Source organism: uncultured Imperialibacter sp. (assembly GCF_963974565.1).
Lineage (GTDB): Bacteria > Bacteroidota > Bacteroidia > Cytophagales > Cyclobacteriaceae > Imperialibacter > Imperialibacter roseus.
Map to the genome: position 1 here is coordinate 101,990 of NZ_CAXBCJ010000018.1, position 15,815 is coordinate 117,804.

A 15,815-nucleotide genomic window follows, 5' to 3' on the forward strand; every position below is an offset into this window, starting at 1 on the left:
ATCGAAAGTAAAATAATGGTCGAACTGGTCAATATTACTAAACTCTACCACAAAAAACCTGTAGTCAACGATGTTTCTCTTTTTGTTCCAAGAGGGCAAACGTTGGTGCTACTCGGCAAGAGCGGATCCGGAAAAACCACCCTCCTGAAAATGATCAACAGGCTAATTGAACCCGATAAAGGAAGTATTCTTATTGATGGAGAAAACATCACCAATCGGCCGGTAGAGGAACTTAGAAGAAATATTGGTTTCGTGATCCAGGCCATTGGTCTGTTTCCACACTGGACTGTCGCCCAAAACATAGCCACTGTGCCGACTTTAATCGACTGGTCAAAAGACAAAATCTCATCAAGGGTGTCGGAGCTGTTGGAGCACATGGGACTACCGCTGCATTTCGCTTCGAGGTACCCGCATGAGTTGAGCGGTGGTCAGCAGCAGCGAATCGGCGTAGCCAGGGCCCTCGCCGCCAATCCATCGTTGCTTCTTATGGACGAGCCTTTCGGAGCGCTCGATCCAATCATACGAAAAGAGATACAGTCCGATTTTCAACACCTGGGTATCTTCAAAGAAGTAACAAAAATCGTGGTCACCCACGACGTAAAAGAAGCTTTCTATCTGGGAGATGAGGTAGCGCTTATTGACGAGGGCAGAGTCATCGAAAAAGCCACTCCCAGAAACTTGCTATTCAATTCTATAAGTGATCTGGTTAGGAGCTTTATTGGGGAAGATGCATGGTCACTTAAACTTTCGGAAATAGCGCTTTCGGAAGTTATCGCCTTCCTTCCATTAACCGAAAGCTATGCAGACGAGGTGTTGATTTGTCATACAGATGAAAAGCCATTTAGCCGGGTATTTTCGTTGACAAATTCCGACCATCAACAAGTAAAAATCGTCGACAATAGTGGACTTGTCGGGCATGCTTCTGTGGCCGACTTAAAAGCTTCATTTCTCAAACTAGAAAGCCAACTGGCTGCACACTGATGGTCGAGTTTCTAAAAGAGAATGTTGGCGAAATCGGTGAGCAGGCAATAGAGCACCTGTGGCTTTCTGGCATATCCATTTTTCTTTCCTGCGTAGCCGGCATAAGCCTTGGACTGGCGCTCACCAGGAATCATAAATTTGCGGGGTTCTTCATTGGTGTCACTGGAGTTATGCAAACCATCCCCAGTCTTGCCATGCTCGGTTTTTTCATCCCCTTCCTTGGCATTGGAAAGCTACCCGCTATTGTAGCGTTATTCCTGTACGCATTGCTGCCCATTGTAAGAAACACCTACACGGGCATTCAGAATATTGATGCAAATATCAGAGAGGCAGCCATGGCAATGGGGATGACCCGCTATCAGTTGCTGGCGAAAGTAGAGTTTCCCCTGGCGCTGCCTGTGATTTTTGCCGGAATCAGAACCGCCACAGTAATCAATGTTGGTGTCGCTACCTTATGTGCACTTATTGGTGCCGGGGGGCTTGGAGAGTTTATTTTTAGGGGCATCACGCTCAACTCTACGCCTATGATCCTCGCTGGAGCCATTCCAGCGTCGATATTGGCCATTTCTCTGGACTATGGACTCTCGCTTGTACAGAAAAATGTGAGAAAGCGGCTCTGGCCATTTATCGCAGGAATGGCTATAGTGATAGGCATTTACCCTGCCTGGTCCATCCTGAATCAAAGCGACAATAAAGCTGGTTTGGTCGCTGGTTTCAATTCTGAATTCATGAACAGAACTGATGGCTGGCCTGGTCTAAGCGAAGCTTATGATCTGCAATTACCAGCTGTAGAGCTGGAAATAACGCTGATGTACGAGGCCCTGAAAAACCAGGAGGTCGACGTCATCGCTGGTTTTACTACAGATGGCAGAATTCAATCCTATAACCTCCGGGTACTGGAGGACGATCTCCGTTATTTTCCTCCCTATTATGCCGCACCCATCGTGAAGCTGGAAACACTCAAAGAGTACCCGCTACTGGAAGCTTCACTTACAAAGCTGGACGGCAAAATACCAAAGGAGTTGATAGCGTACCTCAACCTCAAGGTCGACCAGCATGAGTTCTCCATTGAGCAGGCTGCCGACAGCCTGCTTTCATCAGTAACGAAGGGGGTTTTTGCTAAAAACCCAGCTTTGCCCGGCAAAGAAAAACTGGTAATTGGCTCCAAAGCTTTTACGGAAAGTTATATCCTGGCAACATTCCTCTCTGAATACGTCGAGACCACAACAGGCTATCCAACAGACCTAAAACTCGGTTTTGGTGGCACCAAGTTACTTTTCGACGCCTTTCTTAGTGGTGACATTAAGCTTTATCCTGAATACACGGGCACAGCATTGCTGGTTTTCGTTCAACCCAGCAAAACTGTTATTGACTCCTTGCTTCAATCACCGGAAAAGATTCATACTTTTACAAATAGTGAATTAAAAGAAGACTTTGGTGTTGTGATGTTACCCTCGTTTGGGTTCAACAATACTACCGCCCTGATGATGAGAGAAGAGCTGGCTGATCAGCTTGGAATTGTCACAATAAGCGACTTGAAAAATTATATCATTCGTTTTGATCAGTAGGGCAATAAGTCATATTTTAACAACCTGATACCTTAAAAATGCGGAAGACAGTTCCGACCTAATCGACCGAAAGTGGCTGCTAAAGATCAACAAAATAAACACATAACGCATGGCCTTGAAATTGCAGGAGGACTAGCAATTTATTTTATCCTGATAGCGCTGCTGGTAGAATTTGAAAATGACAGCACTCAGGCCTCAATAACTAACTTTTCAAATGCCATCTGGTTCTCAATAGTCACATTAACTACCGTTGGATACGGAGACATCTATCCCATAACTATTTACGGAAGAATTATTGGCTATATATTCCTCTTTATAAGCCTGGGCATTTATGGTCTTTTAATTGGTCAATTCACAACACTTATGACAACTATTAAAGAAAATAGCAAACTGGGCTATGGCGGCACCTCCTTCGAAGATCATGCTATTATCATTGGATGGAACGATTTTGGGAAAGCCGTTGCAGATCAACTCGTTGGGGTGGGGAAAAAAGTAGCCATCATCACTGACAAAGCCACTGACATCGATATTATTAAGGAGAAGTACCGTAACTCCAGGCAAAACATCTACACGCTTTATGCTGACTATCAAAACCTCGATATGTTATCGAAAGCGAATATTGAAGACTCTTCGATTGTGTTCATTAATTTTGAAAATGACACAGAGAAACTTGTCTATGTTCTGAATTTGAAAAAGCTGTACACCAGCTTACGCTTTGTTGTGACACTTGACAATGCTAACCTGCGCAACACGTTCCTGACGGCAGGAGTGACAAATACAATCTCTAAAAACGAAATAGCCTCTAAGCTACTTGCCAGCTACATGTTTGAACCGGACGTCGCTGAATACAGCGAAGACATCATGTCGATTGCAGAAAGTGACGGAGACTATGACATTAAGCAATTGATTGTAACCGAAAAGAATCCATACCTCAATAAGCCCTACCAGGCAGTCTTTTTTGATATCAAAAAGAGGTTCAATGTGATCCTGATCGGTTTGAGCAAGCTTGAGGCAGGGGGCAAGCGGAAGCTCCTTAAAAACCCCACCGATGAGCAGAAAATAGAAATGGGGGATTATATGATTATGATCCTCAACAAAAAATCATATGAAGCACTCCGCAATGTCTTCCAGATCGACGAAGGTTACGTTAAAAAACTGTGATCGCATGAAGACATTCAAAATAGCACTACTATCGCTGACTCTTGCTTCACTTATACTCGCAGGGTGTGAAAACAGAGATGCTAATCCAGAGACCAGCATCTCTATGGGTGAAATTCGTGAGGAGGGAGAATATCACTTCACTATCATCATGGTCGACAACTGTGAATACCTAATGTTGATGATGGACAGAAACCACCCTCATGAAGGATTCGGTTTTATGGCTCACAAAGGCAACTGCCGAAACCCAATTCACATCTACAACCCCGATGTTTTGTATGAGCCAACTGTATATGACTCTTCCATTGTTATTGGCCGACCACTAAAAATAATCAAATAGTACCTACAGTGCTGCAATGTGCTCTTTGACTTCGTCCAAAGAACTGGCAACTTCAGCAGGCAGTGCGCCTGAATGAACGGAGTCTTTAGCGAACTTGATGGCATCGATAAGTTCATCTTTATCAGTGAACACCTCATCAAGAATCTCGAGGCTACCCAGCAGTGACGCAAGAATTACAAAGGCCGGTGTTGGCTTCACTCCTTTCAATACGATTGACTTTAATGAGTCTCTGATCTCCTTCTCGTAAGCATAATTTGCATTGTCCATACGCTCAGAAATAGGTATCCAAAGCAAGCGGGTAGCTTCTCTCTTCAAAATACCTCTTCCAATCAGTAGGTCGATACACATCTCATAAAGCGATCTCATTTGAGGCGAAAGGCTCACAACGGTGTCCTTTACCGACTTGCCCCCGGAGCCAATGCCGCTCAGTATGTGGTCGAGTATTTTGTTTCCTGAAGAAGTCGTGTCTTTGATGGTAATTTTACCCCCCTCAAAACCAATTTTACGCAGCAAGTTCAGTTCAAAAACCCCTGCTGCTACCAAAGCGTCTATGATACCTTTTTCGGCATCTGCTAACAACCTGCCCTCATTGTCATCAAGGGCGATTAACAATAGTCCTTCTGCTAAACTTAATCTCATTTTATAATTAATGTTACTATGCTAAAAACACTACAAAGTAAATGAAAATCACTATGACTTTATAAGTTTTCCAATGGTTAAACCTTGTACAAGTATGGAGAATACCACCACACAATACGTACAGGAAAGAATAAGATCCTTTTCAGCGATAGAATCAGGGAGAGAAAGCGCCATTGCTACCGATAATCCGCCCCTTAGCCCGCCCCAGGTGAGGATGGCTACGGTGTTTTTCTCAAAGTGCCGGAAACGCTTCATAATACCGATCGGCAAGGCCACGCCAATAAACCTGGCGGCCAGCACGATGGAAATTGACATCAGTCCAAGTGCAAAATAGTCGAGCACAAAACTTTGACTGATAACAATCATTTCGAAACCTACCAATATGAACAGAATGGCGTTTAGTGACTCATCGAGCAAATGCCAGAATTTGTAAACATATTCACCCGTAGCGCTGGCAAACTCATCGCCCCTGCCCTCGTTACCTACAAATAGCCCCATGATTACCATGGCCAACGGGCCGGATACATGGAGCATTTCTGAAAGCCTGGCGCAAACCAGCACCATGGAAAGGGTCACCAAAACCTCAAGCTCAACATGGTCATTATCAATAAAGTCGAGCAGCTTAAGCCCCATGTACCCAAAAACTGCTCCAATACCCAACCCACCGATTACTTCTCGTGCGAAGAGTCCAGCCACCTCAACTGCATCAAACGAATCGGCTCCTCCTCTTTCGTCAATTCCCATAATGGTGAGGAACACAACAACGCCAATGCCGTCGTTGAACAGAGATTCTCCTGCTATCTTAATTTCCAGGTTTTTGGAAAGATTGGCCTTTTTTACCAGGGCCAGCACTGCAATAGGATCGGTTGGAGATATTAGCGCACCAAACAGGTAGCAGTGTACCAGCGTGATTTCAAATCCTACAAAAGTGAAGGCGTAATACATCAGCGTACCTACTATAAAAGTAGACACAAGCACACCAATGGTCGCTAAAATCAAAATGGGCCATTTTTCCTGCAATAGCATTCGCAGGTTGATAGACATGGCACCGGCAAAGAGCAGAAAGCTAAGCATCACATTCAAAAGAACCTCTTTGAAGTCGAAATCCTCCATGATTTGGATAGCCAGGTCGCTTACTGAAGGAAAAATCAAGCCAAGCAGCAATATCACGATAGACATCACAAGTGCAATAGCCATCAAACCGATGGTATGCGGCAGTTTTAGGTAGGTGATATTTACTAGGGTGAAGGCAGCTGACAGGAAAATCAGCAACGAGATTAGGTCTAATATGTCCATACTCCTGTTTTAGTCGATAGGTCTAAGCAATTAAATATTAATACCATCTAGAAAAGATTCTTTTTAAACACGGCATTTTATTATTTGAACCCATTCGTTTTCCTTTCGAAAGGAGTCCAATATAACAAAGTGCCACTTTTTGCTGGTGAATAAAAAGCTGCAGGAATATTGGTGGTAATCGCCGGGCAAATATATGGAATTAACCTCTATCTATTAAAATTTATGTAAAAAAATAGGTGCTTTAACCTATGCCGGGCTTTTGTCGAAGACAAACAGTCCAACTAAAGACAAGCACCCACTGGCGTGCCTCATCAGGAGCAAGGCACAAAAAAACTAATATGTCAGTTTGGCTACTTCCGAAATAGGCATGGAGTTGGCCGCACTTGTCACTTCACTTTCTGTAAAGGCCCCATCAAAGTCAACGGTGAACAGTGACTGATTGAAGGGAATCTGGAGCGTGTAGCCTCCCACAGCCTGCGTTGCGTCTTTTCTTTGCAAAAGCGCCTTGTATCCGCTCACCTTAATCACCTTCTGGCTGCCATCCGAACTATTCATAATCATAGGCATGGCCAAAAGACTGTTAATACCAGCCAGCATGGGCGAGTTATCCATCAGATCAATGGCGACCGATTTAGTGGTGTCTCCATAATCACGGTGAACAAACAATCCACCAAAAGACGAAGAGTTGCCCGATACATTGTCGTTCGCTTGAACAAACGAAAAACCAGCGATACTTTTGGGTAATACCCCCAGTATCTCCTTTCCAATCTCCTTATCCACTTCAGCCAGCGACTGCTGCAAGGCAAACCGAGCTTCTTCCAAATTGCCCGCTTTGTACTCATTCTTTGCTGTAGCTGTTGATGCGCTAAAATCATTTTGCGCACTGGCCTTCAGGCCAACCACTAATATGATCAATGCAAGTATATATATCTTTTTCATCTTGAGTCTTAGTTAATCTTATCGCCCAACTGTTTTTGAATGCCTGCCAAATCAAAGGCGTCCGATACTTTTAATGCAGCTGATTCGTCGGCAAAATTCACCATTTTCATGACTGCAATGCTTGTTTGCCCGAGAGGTACCGACAGTTTGTAACCATCGTATTCTGAAAACTCCATCACACCCCTAAAACCCTGTACTGTTACTGATTTGATGTTCTCTTGTCCGGAGGTATAAGCTGGGTTTGTCAGGTACATATTAGCCGACATAAGTAGGGCAGAATTGTTGGCAACAGTTATGTCTACTGCTTTGTCGTCGTTGTAATATTCCCTGAAAATAGTCAACCCGACAAAGGCCATTCCCGTGCTTGTGACCTTATCGCTCTCCTTCACAAAGTCTATACCGGCTACTTTTTTAGGAAGGGACTCCATCACCTTGTTGCCCATTTCCATTTCGATCCCGACTATAGCTTGCTGCAACGCATATCTCGCTTCGCCATACTTCTTGTCGGAAAACGACGACTCAGCAGTTGCAATGCTTTTTCCTACGTCAGGCGGAGTAGTGATAAGACCTCCCGAGGTGTTGTTCATAGGTCGCCCTGATCGTTCGTCACCTTCAGAAGCACTGGGCGTGGAAGGTGTATCATTGTCGCCAAAAATGGCGTTCGCAGCTTTGTTCTTCGCTGCTGATTTTACTTTGTTCAATATGGCTTGTGCCTCCGTTGGAGAGTTTAAAAAACAAAGCAGCGCAAGCGCAACGGCTCCTTTCAATTGAAGTTTTAGCATACTCGTTTGTATTAAAAAAAGAATCGGCAGCAAGATAATACGTTGAATCCAATTCAACGTTTCCTTACTGCCGATATAATTTTAACAGTGTAGCTTACTTTTGTGCTTTCAACAAGTCTCTGATCTCGGTTAGCAACTTTTCTTCATTAGTCGGTGCTGGCGGAGCTGCCGGCGCAGGGGCCTCCTCTCTCTTCTTCTCCATCCGCTTGTAGGCTTTTATAACCACGAAGATAGAAAAAGCGATAATGACAAAATCAACAATACTTTGAACGAACATACCATAATTAAGGGTCACTGCAGCCTTTTCACCAACCGCTTCCTGAACAACAACTTTTAGATCCTTGAAGTTGACGTTGCCGAGCAACACTCCTATTGGCGGCATAAGTATATCATTCACAAGTGATGACACAACTTTCCCGAATGCGCCACCAATGATGACAGCCGTAGCCAGGTCAATGATATTGCCTTTCATGGCAAAGTCCTTGAATTCTTTTAAAATTCCCATGTTTGCGATTTTTTGTTAGTAGTAGATTGGTATATGATGATCTAAGGCTTCCTGTTTTCCAGCAGGCTGAGAATGACAATAATAGCAAAAAAGATTACGCCGATGGATAAAAACAAACTTACCTGACCATTGAAAAGGAAATTATAGAGTGCCGCTCCGGTTACCCCTCCTGCCAATGGCCCCAAAACGGGTACCCACGAATACCCCCAGTTTGATCCTCCCTTACCATTGATAGGCAATACTGCATGCGCTATTCTAGGCCCCAGGTCTCTGGCCGGATTGATAGCGAAACCTGTGGTTCCACCGTGCGACAAACCAATCGCTGTAATCAACCCTCCTACTACCAATGGGTTCAATCCCTCTGTAAATTGGTTAGCGCCGATGAACAAAATCGCAAAGATTAAGATGAAAGTGCCCATAAACTCAGAAAGTATATTAGCACTTGTGCTCTTTATTGCCGGGCCAGTCGAAAACACACCGAGTTTGGCAGACGCATCTTCTGTAGCTTTCCAATGAGGCAAGAAATGAAAATAGGCTAAACAAGCTCCACAAAAAGCACCTGCCATTTGTGCCAGCATATACCCTGCTATCATGTCGGCTGGAAACTCACCTGCAGCATACATACCAAGTGTTACGGCCGGATTTAGATGAGCTCCGCTTATTCCGCCGACGGCATAGATGCCGAGCGTAACCGCCAGCCCCCAACCAATACAAATGGTGAGCCACCCAGCGTTTTGTGCATAACTTCCTTTAAGTGTTGTGGCGGCGTTGACTCCGTTGCCAAAATACAGCAAGACCATCGTGCCAATAAATTCTCCTAGGTATGGGTTCATGTGTTGTCTTTTTGCGAAAATATACGAAGATGATTTGGAACCGCCATTCGCTCGGCTAATTTTACGCCCAGCGCTATTTAACCAAGCAAATACATGAAGCCAGCCGCCTTATTGTTCGACATGGACGGAGTAATCGTAGACAACCACCAATTTCACCTGAAAGCGTGGATGGAGTTTTCAAAGCGACATGGCTTCCACCTTGACGAAGTCGAGTATAAAAAACACATCAACGGAAGAACAATTTCGGCTACTATGGCCCACTTCTTCCCTGATGAAAAAAACCCAAATGTCATTCAGGCCCTTGGTGCCGAAAAAGAAGAGATTTACAGAGAACTATATGCCCCTCATCAGAAACCAACACCCGGCTTGATCGACTTCTTAAGCCGGGCTATGGATGCCGGGATTGCTGTGGGCGTCGGCAGCTCTGCACCACCAGAGAATATTGCCTTCACTTTGGATGGCCTCGACCTTCGGAAATACTTCTCCGCAATTGTAAATGGCAGCGAAGTGAGCGTGGGCAAGCCAGCACCTGAGGTCTACCTGAAGCTGGCTGAGAAGCTTGGTGCAAAAGCTGAAGATTCCATTGTGCTGGAAGACGCTCTGTCGGGGATTGAGGCTGGAAAGAATGCTGGCGCAAAAGTGATTGGACTGGCTACCACCCACCCAGCCCATGAAATCATCCATTCAGACCTTGTGATAAACGATTTCAACGGACTCACCGTTGATAAGCTAACGTCTCTTTTTAAGTAATTATGAAGAAAGTTTCCTTTTTGGCACTTGTCATGTTGAGTTTCGGCGCTATCGCCCAGCAGGACAACACAATGAAAATTGCCAAGCTGAAATATCACGGGGGTGGCGACTGGTACGCCAATAAGACTGCACTGCCCAACCTGGCCAAATTTTGTAATGAAACCCTGGGCACGTCCCTGGCTCCCTCCGAAGATGCTGTTGATGTAGGCAGTCCTGAGATTTTTTTGTACCCCTATGTGTACATGACTGGGCATGGCAATGTGCTGTTTTCCGACCCGGAAGCTACCAATCTCAGAGAATACCTCATTTCGGGTGGATTTTTACATATCGATGACAATTATGGTCTCGATCAGTTTGTGCGCCTCGAAATGAAAAAGGTGTTTCCGGAACTGGAGTTTATAGAGCTTCCTTTTTCGCACCCCATTTACCACCAGAAGTATCAGTTTGCCGAGGGCCTGCCCAAAATACATGAACACGACGGCAAAGCCCCCATGGGGTACGGTCTTATTTATGAAGGAAGGCTTGTTTGCTTTTATTCTTACGAGTGCGACCTGGGAAACGGCTGGGAAGACCAAACGATCTACAATGACCCAGAAACGGTAAGGCAAAAGGCACTGCAAATGGGTGCCAACATTATCGCCTACTGTTTCACCAGCTTCTGATCAATACTTTCTGTTGAGAATTTCACCGAGGATGATGGCTTTTTTAGCACCGTCCTGATCGGAAAGCATATCCACTATCTCATCCCGAAATGCCGAATTGTCCTCTTCTTTGATCTCAAATTCCTTGAACCTGCTTTTGGCTCTTTCCAGCTGCGCTGAAAGTTCGTCCTCTTTGCTATGGTCAATATGGATCGACTCCTGATAAATCTTTTTTGTTTCTTCATCAGAAAACAGCCTGGTGTGGCTCCCCTCTTTCACCGTGGCAATGTCCTTGTCCTCCCACTCATCATGTACTTCTTCATAGTTTTTTCCGTCAGACGGAAATTCGAAAGAGCGGCTGGGTTGAGGAGCGGGCTGTGGAGCCGGCTTTGGTGCTGTCTGCCCTCCGCTGGTAAGCTCCTTAAGTAAGTCTTCAAAACTCATAGGTGGCGTGGACGTCGGCTCCTGCTGACCTTCATAGTCATCATCGCTTTGAGACCTTCTCTCCTGAACCTCAGTTGGTTTTGGCTTCTTTTTCAGGTTTCTGACCACAAAATAAATAATGGCCATTACGATATAAATGATGACGTCTCTATCCATATACCTCAAATATAAGTCATTGGATGTTATTTTTGCTGTCTGCCCCAAAAAAGAGGACAAGTATCAGCTTAATGTTGATAACTAGCCCTCTTTGAGCCCCATTTTGTTGATAACATTTAAAGGTTAATGAATATTTTTGCCGCATGCAGTTGACGAAACTTGAGATTCGGGGGTTTAAGAGCTTTGGGGATAAAGTGGTGATCAACTTCGATGAAGGCATCACCGGCATCGTTGGTCCAAATGGCTGCGGCAAGTCCAATGTGGTCGATTCCATTCGCTGGGTACTTGGCGAGCAAAGGTCACGCATGCTCCGTTCCGACAAAATGGAGAATGTGATCTTTAACGGAACAAAAAAAAGAAAGCCTACCAACCTGGCCGAAGTTTCTCTCACCTTCAACAACACCAAAAACCTCCTTCCTACCGAATATTCTCAGGTGACCATCACCCGCCGCTACTACAGGTCGGGCGAGAGCGAATATGAGTTGAATGGCGTTACGTGCCGACTGAAAGACATTTCCAATCTTTTTCTTGATACCGGGATAGCATCAAACAGCTACGCCATCATCGAGCTTAAGATGGTCGACGATATCCTCAACGACAAAGACAACTCAAGGCGTGGCCTTTTTGAAGAGGCAGCAGGTATCTCAAAATTCAAAGTTAGGAAGAAGGAAACGCTGCGGAAGCTGAGCGACACCGATGCCGACCTGGCCAGGGTGGAAGATTTGCTTTTTGAGATAGAAAAGAACCTGAAAAGCCTTGAAAAGCAGGCCCGCCAGGCGCAGCAATACTATAAAATAAAAGAAGAGTACAAGGAGGCCAGCATTGCCCTCGCCAGGAAAACGGTTGAAAAGCATCAGCAATCGTTTCGGGATGGCAAGAGCAAAATCGAAACTGAAAATGACCTCAAGCTAAGCCTGAACCGGCAGCTTGCCGAGAAAGAAGCGGCTATTGAGAAGTCGAAAGCCGATTTGATCGCCAAAGAAAAGCAGCTCAGCTCACGACAAAAAGCGCTGAATGAGCACGTAGGCAAGATACGATCGTACGAGAGTGAGAAGAAGATCAAGAACGAAAGGCTCCGCTTCCTCAATGACAAGAATGAAAATCTCAGAGAGCAGATAGAGCAGGATCGGAAAAGCAACGAGCGGGCTTCCTTTTCTATTGAAAGCCTTACCAAGGAAAAGCAGGTTGCGGACAAAATACTTTCAGAGGTAGCGGCTAAACTCGACCGGCTCAAAGGTGAGTATGATCACCAGAAGACTGAAACAGCAGCACTTCAGGAGGAGGTGAATGTCCTCAACCGCAACTTCCGCCAGAAAAGGGAAGAAGTGTACCAGCTGACAAAAGACTTAGAAATAAAGCAAATTCAGCTATCCACACTCAAGCAAGAGCTGGACAAAGCAGCATCCGACACGACCGAGCAGTCGGCTAATCTGGAGGAATTTGAAATCAAGCTACAGGAAGTAGGTGAATTAAGAGCTGAGAGACAAAAAGAGATCGACAAGCTTAAGGCAGAAGAAGAAGCAGTTCAAAGCAGAATTGAGAGCATTGGCAAAACACTGGAGGTGATCAAAGAAGAAGGCACCCAGGTTAGTCGTAAGCTTGATGCCCGGCAAAATGAGTATGCGCTAACCAAGTCGCTTGTAGAGAACCTGGAGGGTTTCCCCGAAGCAATAAAATTCCTGAAAAAGAATGCTTCCTGGGGCAAAGATGCCCCCCTTCTCTCCGACGTCATCACTTGCCCCGAAGAATACAGGGTAACCATCGAGAATTTTCTTGAGCCCTACATGAACTACTATATAGTAGAAAGTGAGGCTAATGCCTACCAGGCCATCAATCTGCTGAGCGACGCAGCCAAGGGCAAGGCCCATTTCTTCATTCTGGAAAAGTTTGACAAGTTCAAACCCACCAGCACCAAGATCATTCAGAATGCCATTCCCGCCACTGAGGTGGTGGAGTTTGACGGCAAGTACAAGAAGCTGGTCAGCTTTATTCTCGACAACGTTTACATTTCCACCAACCACCACACCGACCTTCCTGATGTAGATGACGCCATTTTCATTACAAAAAATGGAAAGGTTACCCGTCGTCACTATTCGATTTCGGGCGGGGCAGTTGGGCTTTTCGAAGGAAAGAGGATAGGTCGTGCCAAAAACCTGGAAAAACTGGCTGTAGAAATCAAGGCGCTCAACAAAAAGCTCGACGAAATTCAGCAGAGCATCGAAAGCAATCAGGCTGACCTGAATGCGTTGAAAGCATCGAGCAAGAAAGACAAAATTGAGGCCCTCCTCCCCGACCTGAATCAGATCAACGAGGAGTATGTTTCTATAAGAACCAAGCAGGAGCAATTTTCGAAAATGCTCACCTCCAACACTACAAAAAGGGAAGACATTATCGACAGGATTGAGGTGCTCACTGAAGAGCTGCGAACACTGCAACCAAAAGCGGAACGTGAGCAAGACCTTCAAAAAAGCGACGAAGAAGACCTGGCATCCAAAAACAGTGAATTACAGGTTTTCCAGGAAATTTTAAGTCAAAAATCTGCAGCATTCAACCAGGAGAACATTTCGTACCACCAGCAGGAGAACAAGGTAGCCAGTATAGCCCAGGAAATTAGCTTCAAGGAAAACACCTACGAAAGCTCCAAAGAGCGGATTGAGCGCAACCAAAGCGAGTTGAAACAAACTGAAGAAGAGATCAAAGCGCTGGTGGAAAAGGCGGAGATGAATGACGATGAGCTGGTGGCGATGTACTCGGAAAGGGAAGCAATAGAAGCAGGCGTTAACGAAGCAGAAAAGGAGTATTACAGCAGCCGTGGGCTTATCGATGAACTCGAGAAAGAAAGCCGGGAGATTCAACGTCGGCGGGAAAGTACCGACCTGATGCTGATGGAGTTCCAAAATCAGCTAAACGAAACCAAGCTGCAGCTGAGCGCTGTAAAAGAGCGGCTTTCCGTCGAATTCAATATCGATCTCGATGATTTGCTCAAAGAAAAGGCGCCGGAGGAAGGCGAAGAAGTAAAAGAAAATCCATTTGCCGACATTTCCGACGAAGAGCTGAGGGAGAAAGTGTCAAGGTTCAAAACCAGAATTGACAACATAGGCCCGATTAACCCGATGGCCATGGAGGCCTTTGAGGAAATCAAAGAGCGCTACGACTTTATCATCAAAGAAAAGGATGACCTGATCAAAGCCAAGGAGTCGCTGATCAGCACGATAGGCGAAATTGACGCTGTGGCCAGAGAAACTTTCCTCGATGCCTTCGAGAAGATCAGGGATAACTTTATCAAAGTATTCCGATCTCTCTTCACCGAAGAAGACGACTGCGAGTTGAAATTGCTCAACCCCGACGACCCGTTGGAAAGCCCGATTGAGATCATGGCCAAACCAAAAGGCAAGCGGCCACTGACCATCAACCAACTATCAGGCGGTGAAAAGACGTTGACAGCCATCTCGCTGCTGTTCTCGATTTACCTGCTGAAGCCGGCCCCCTTCTGTATTTTCGATGAGGTTGACGCCCCACTCGACGATGCCAATATTGACAAGTTCAATAACATCATCAGAACGTTCAGCAAGGAATCGCAATTCATCATTGTGACGCACAACAAACGCACGATGTCAAGCACCGACATCATTTACGGTATCACCATGATTGAACAGGGGGTATCTAGGGTTGTGCCTGTTGACCTGAGAGAGCTGGCTTGATCTAGTTTCGGTAGATCAGGTAGCCCGTGTAGCCAACAAACGCCACCAGAAACATCACCGCTTCTACCCTGTCGAGTTTGTTGCGGTTGAAGGTGAACATAAAAAGCAGCAGCGCTACAGATCCGAAAAAAATCACGAAGAAATCCATGTTCAGGGTGGCGTTATAGGGAATTTCCCGGATGCCTCCGTTGATTCCCAAAATAAGCAGGATATTAAAAATATTGGAGCCCACCACGTTGCCAATGGCAATGTCTGTGTTTCGCCTAAAGGCGGCGACGGCCGAAGTGGCCAACTCAGGCAGCGAAGTGCCTGCTGCCAAAATGGTCAGCCCGATCAGCTTTTCGCTTAGCCCGAAACTTGCTGCAATTGCTACAGCGTGATCCGTTACAAGCTTACCTCCTCCCACCAAAAGCGCAATGCCTATAGACACAAACAAGACTGACTTGAGCAAGGTCATTGTTTGAATCTCTTCCTGCGGCTCGGTTTCGTTTTTCGCTTGCCTGATGATGTAAGCCATAAATAGGCCAAAAAAGACCAAAAGCACCAATGCATCTATCCGGCCAAGCGAATTGTGATCGGCACCAAAAAACATGGCATCGTTGACCAGAAAGAAAAGAAGCAGCGCAGAAAACAATGAGTAAGGAATTTCGTATTTCACGGTCGTCCTCTGTACGCTCAATGGATAAATAACGCCGGCAACCCCCAGGATGAACAACAGATTGAAAATGTTACTCCCGATAATATTCCCGAACATGGCGTCGTTCAGCCCGCTGGACGAAGCAAACAGGTTTACGGTGAGTTCCGGAGCAGACGTACCGAATGCAACTACGGTAAGTCCGATCATCAAATTGGATACGTTGATTCTTTTAGCAAGGGATGAAGCGCCACTAACCATCCAGTCAGCCCCCTTAATGAGGATAGCGAATCCTACCAGTAGCAGGACAAAGTGAAGAGTCATAAGGTCGATTAATTAGGTTAAAAAGCTGAGAAATGTAAGAAGAAAAACGGCTAGATTGCCTTCGAATAGATAAATTTTTTTATCGAATAGTTCAATTTTTGAATAATTGAAGCTTTTCCACCCG

15 protein-coding genes are annotated in these 15,815 nt (G+C 45.4%); 7 read left to right on the plus strand and 8 right to left on the minus strand.

What is annotated here, in order from left to right; translation table 11 throughout:
- The first annotated feature begins 15 nt into the window (after positions 1 to 15).
- The 4 genes from AAC052_RS21400 to AAC052_RS21415 all read left to right on the plus strand — a co-directional run bounded on the left by AAC052_RS21400 (position 16) and on the right by AAC052_RS21415 (position 4,047).
- Entirely contained in the window at positions 16 to 981 is a 966-nt protein-coding gene (locus AAC052_RS21400; protein WP_339815435.1) for an ABC transporter ATP-binding protein, read from the plus strand.
- The gene (locus AAC052_RS21405) at positions 981 to 2,549 is read left to right on the plus strand and encodes an ABC transporter permease/substrate-binding protein (RefSeq protein WP_339815436.1); all 1,569 of its coding nucleotides are present in this window, start codon (positions 981 to 983) and stop codon (positions 2,547 to 2,549) included. The genes AAC052_RS21400 and AAC052_RS21405 overlap by 1 nt, the downstream gene beginning before the upstream one ends.
- A 72-nt stretch (positions 2,550 to 2,621) precedes the next feature.
- Positions 2,622 to 3,710: an ion channel gene (locus AAC052_RS21410; RefSeq protein ID WP_339815437.1), complete on the plus strand. Its 1,089-nt coding sequence runs from the start codon at positions 2,622 to 2,624 to the stop codon at positions 3,708 to 3,710.
- Positions 3,711 to 3,714: 4 nt separating this feature from the next.
- On the plus strand, positions 3,715 to 4,047 hold the full coding sequence (locus AAC052_RS21415; protein WP_317491366.1) for a hypothetical protein: 333 nt from the start codon (positions 3,715 to 3,717) through the stop codon (positions 4,045 to 4,047).
- Between the two features lie 3 nt (positions 4,048 to 4,050).
- Here the strand turns inward: AAC052_RS21415 and AAC052_RS21420 are convergent, their stop codons facing one another.
- The 6 genes from AAC052_RS21420 to AAC052_RS21445 form a co-directional block, all read right to left on the minus strand.
- Positions 4,051 to 4,686, minus strand: coding sequence for a GPP34 family phosphoprotein (locus tag AAC052_RS21420; RefSeq protein WP_339815438.1), 636 nt, complete (start codon positions 4,684 to 4,686; stop codon positions 4,051 to 4,053).
- Between the two features lie 51 nt (positions 4,687 to 4,737).
- A complete protein-coding gene (locus AAC052_RS21425) occupies positions 4,738 to 5,982 on the minus strand; it encodes a sodium:proton antiporter (RefSeq protein WP_339815439.1) in 1,245 nt (414 codons plus the stop codon).
- Positions 5,983 to 6,315: 333 nt separating this feature from the next.
- Positions 6,316 to 6,921, minus strand: a complete 606-nt coding sequence (locus AAC052_RS21430) for a hypothetical protein (protein WP_317491363.1) — start codon at positions 6,919 to 6,921, stop codon at positions 6,316 to 6,318.
- 8 nt (positions 6,922 to 6,929) lie between these two features.
- Complete coding sequence (locus AAC052_RS21435) at positions 6,930 to 7,703, minus strand: hypothetical protein (protein WP_339815440.1); 774 nt, start codon at positions 7,701 to 7,703, stop codon at positions 6,930 to 6,932.
- Positions 7,704 to 7,797: 94 nt separating this feature from the next.
- The gene (gene mscL, locus AAC052_RS21440; RefSeq protein ID WP_317491361.1) at positions 7,798 to 8,208 is read right to left on the minus strand and encodes a large-conductance mechanosensitive channel protein MscL; all 411 of its coding nucleotides are present in this window, start codon (positions 8,206 to 8,208) and stop codon (positions 7,798 to 7,800) included.
- A 41-nt stretch (positions 8,209 to 8,249) separates the two neighbouring features.
- Complete coding sequence (locus AAC052_RS21445) at positions 8,250 to 9,041, minus strand: MIP/aquaporin family protein (protein WP_339815441.1); 792 nt, start codon at positions 9,039 to 9,041, stop codon at positions 8,250 to 8,252.
- Between the two features lie 93 nt (positions 9,042 to 9,134).
- Here AAC052_RS21445 and AAC052_RS21450 point away from each other — a divergent pair, with 93 nt between their 5' ends.
- Both AAC052_RS21450 and AAC052_RS21455 read left to right on the plus strand, forming a co-directional pair.
- On the plus strand, positions 9,135 to 9,791 hold the full coding sequence (locus AAC052_RS21450; RefSeq protein ID WP_339815442.1) for an HAD family phosphatase: 657 nt from the start codon (positions 9,135 to 9,137) through the stop codon (positions 9,789 to 9,791).
- Positions 9,792 to 9,793: 2 nt separating this feature from the next.
- Positions 9,794 to 10,453, plus strand: a complete 660-nt coding sequence (locus AAC052_RS21455) for a DUF4159 domain-containing protein (RefSeq protein ID WP_317491358.1) — start codon at positions 9,794 to 9,796, stop codon at positions 10,451 to 10,453.
- On the opposite strand, the gene AAC052_RS21460 is transcribed toward AAC052_RS21455, so the two are convergent.
- Positions 10,454 to 11,032, minus strand: a complete 579-nt coding sequence (locus AAC052_RS21460; protein WP_317491357.1) for a hypothetical protein — start codon at positions 11,030 to 11,032, stop codon at positions 10,454 to 10,456.
- Between the two features lie 143 nt (positions 11,033 to 11,175).
- Here AAC052_RS21460 and smc point away from each other — a divergent pair, with 143 nt between their 5' ends.
- Positions 11,176 to 14,733 carry a chromosome segregation protein SMC gene (smc, locus tag AAC052_RS21465; RefSeq protein ID WP_339815443.1) on the plus strand — a complete coding sequence of 1,186 codons (3,558 nt, stop codon included), beginning with the start codon at positions 11,176 to 11,178 and terminating at the stop codon, positions 14,731 to 14,733.
- 1 nt (position 14,734) lies between these two features.
- On the opposite strand, the gene AAC052_RS21470 is transcribed toward smc, so the two are convergent.
- Positions 14,735 to 15,691, minus strand: coding sequence for a calcium/sodium antiporter (locus tag AAC052_RS21470; RefSeq protein WP_339815445.1), 957 nt, complete (start codon positions 15,689 to 15,691; stop codon positions 14,735 to 14,737).
- Between the last annotated feature and the right edge of the window lie 124 nt (positions 15,692 to 15,815).

Coding starts and splice junctions, on each gene's coding strand:
- AAC052_RS21400 (WP_339815435.1), top strand. CDS start 16: ATGGTCGAACTGGTCAATATTACTAAACTCTACCACAAAAAACCTGTA.
- AAC052_RS21405 (WP_339815436.1), top strand. CDS start 981: ATGGTCGAGTTTCTAAAAGAGAATGTTGGCGAAATCGGTGAGCAGGCA.
- AAC052_RS21415 (WP_317491366.1), top strand. CDS start 3,715: ATGAAGACATTCAAAATAGCACTACTATCGCTGACTCTTGCTTCACTT.
- AAC052_RS21420 (WP_339815438.1), bottom strand. CDS start 4,686: ATGAGATTAAGTTTAGCAGAAGGACTATTGTTAATCGCCCTTGATGAC.
- AAC052_RS21425 (WP_339815439.1), bottom strand. CDS start 5,982: ATGGACATATTAGACCTAATCTCGTTGCTGATTTTCCTGTCAGCTGCC.
- AAC052_RS21430 (WP_317491363.1), bottom strand. CDS start 6,921: ATGAAAAAGATATATATACTTGCATTGATCATATTAGTGGTTGGCCTG.
- AAC052_RS21435 (WP_339815440.1), bottom strand. CDS start 7,703: ATGCTAAAACTTCAATTGAAAGGAGCCGTTGCGCTTGCGCTGCTTTGT.
- mscL (WP_317491361.1), bottom strand. CDS start 8,208: ATGGGAATTTTAAAAGAATTCAAGGACTTTGCCATGAAAGGCAATATC.
- AAC052_RS21445 (WP_339815441.1), bottom strand. CDS start 9,041: ATGAACCCATACCTAGGAGAATTTATTGGCACGATGGTCTTGCTGTAT.
- AAC052_RS21450 (WP_339815442.1), top strand. CDS start 9,135: ATGAAGCCAGCCGCCTTATTGTTCGACATGGACGGAGTAATCGTAGAC.
- AAC052_RS21455 (WP_317491358.1), top strand. CDS start 9,794: ATGAAGAAAGTTTCCTTTTTGGCACTTGTCATGTTGAGTTTCGGCGCT.
- AAC052_RS21460 (WP_317491357.1), bottom strand. CDS start 11,032: ATGGATAGAGACGTCATCATTTATATCGTAATGGCCATTATTTATTTT.
- smc (WP_339815443.1), top strand. CDS start 11,176: ATGCAGTTGACGAAACTTGAGATTCGGGGGTTTAAGAGCTTTGGGGAT.
- AAC052_RS21470 (WP_339815445.1), bottom strand. CDS start 15,691: ATGACTCTTCACTTTGTCCTGCTACTGGTAGGATTCGCTATCCTCATT.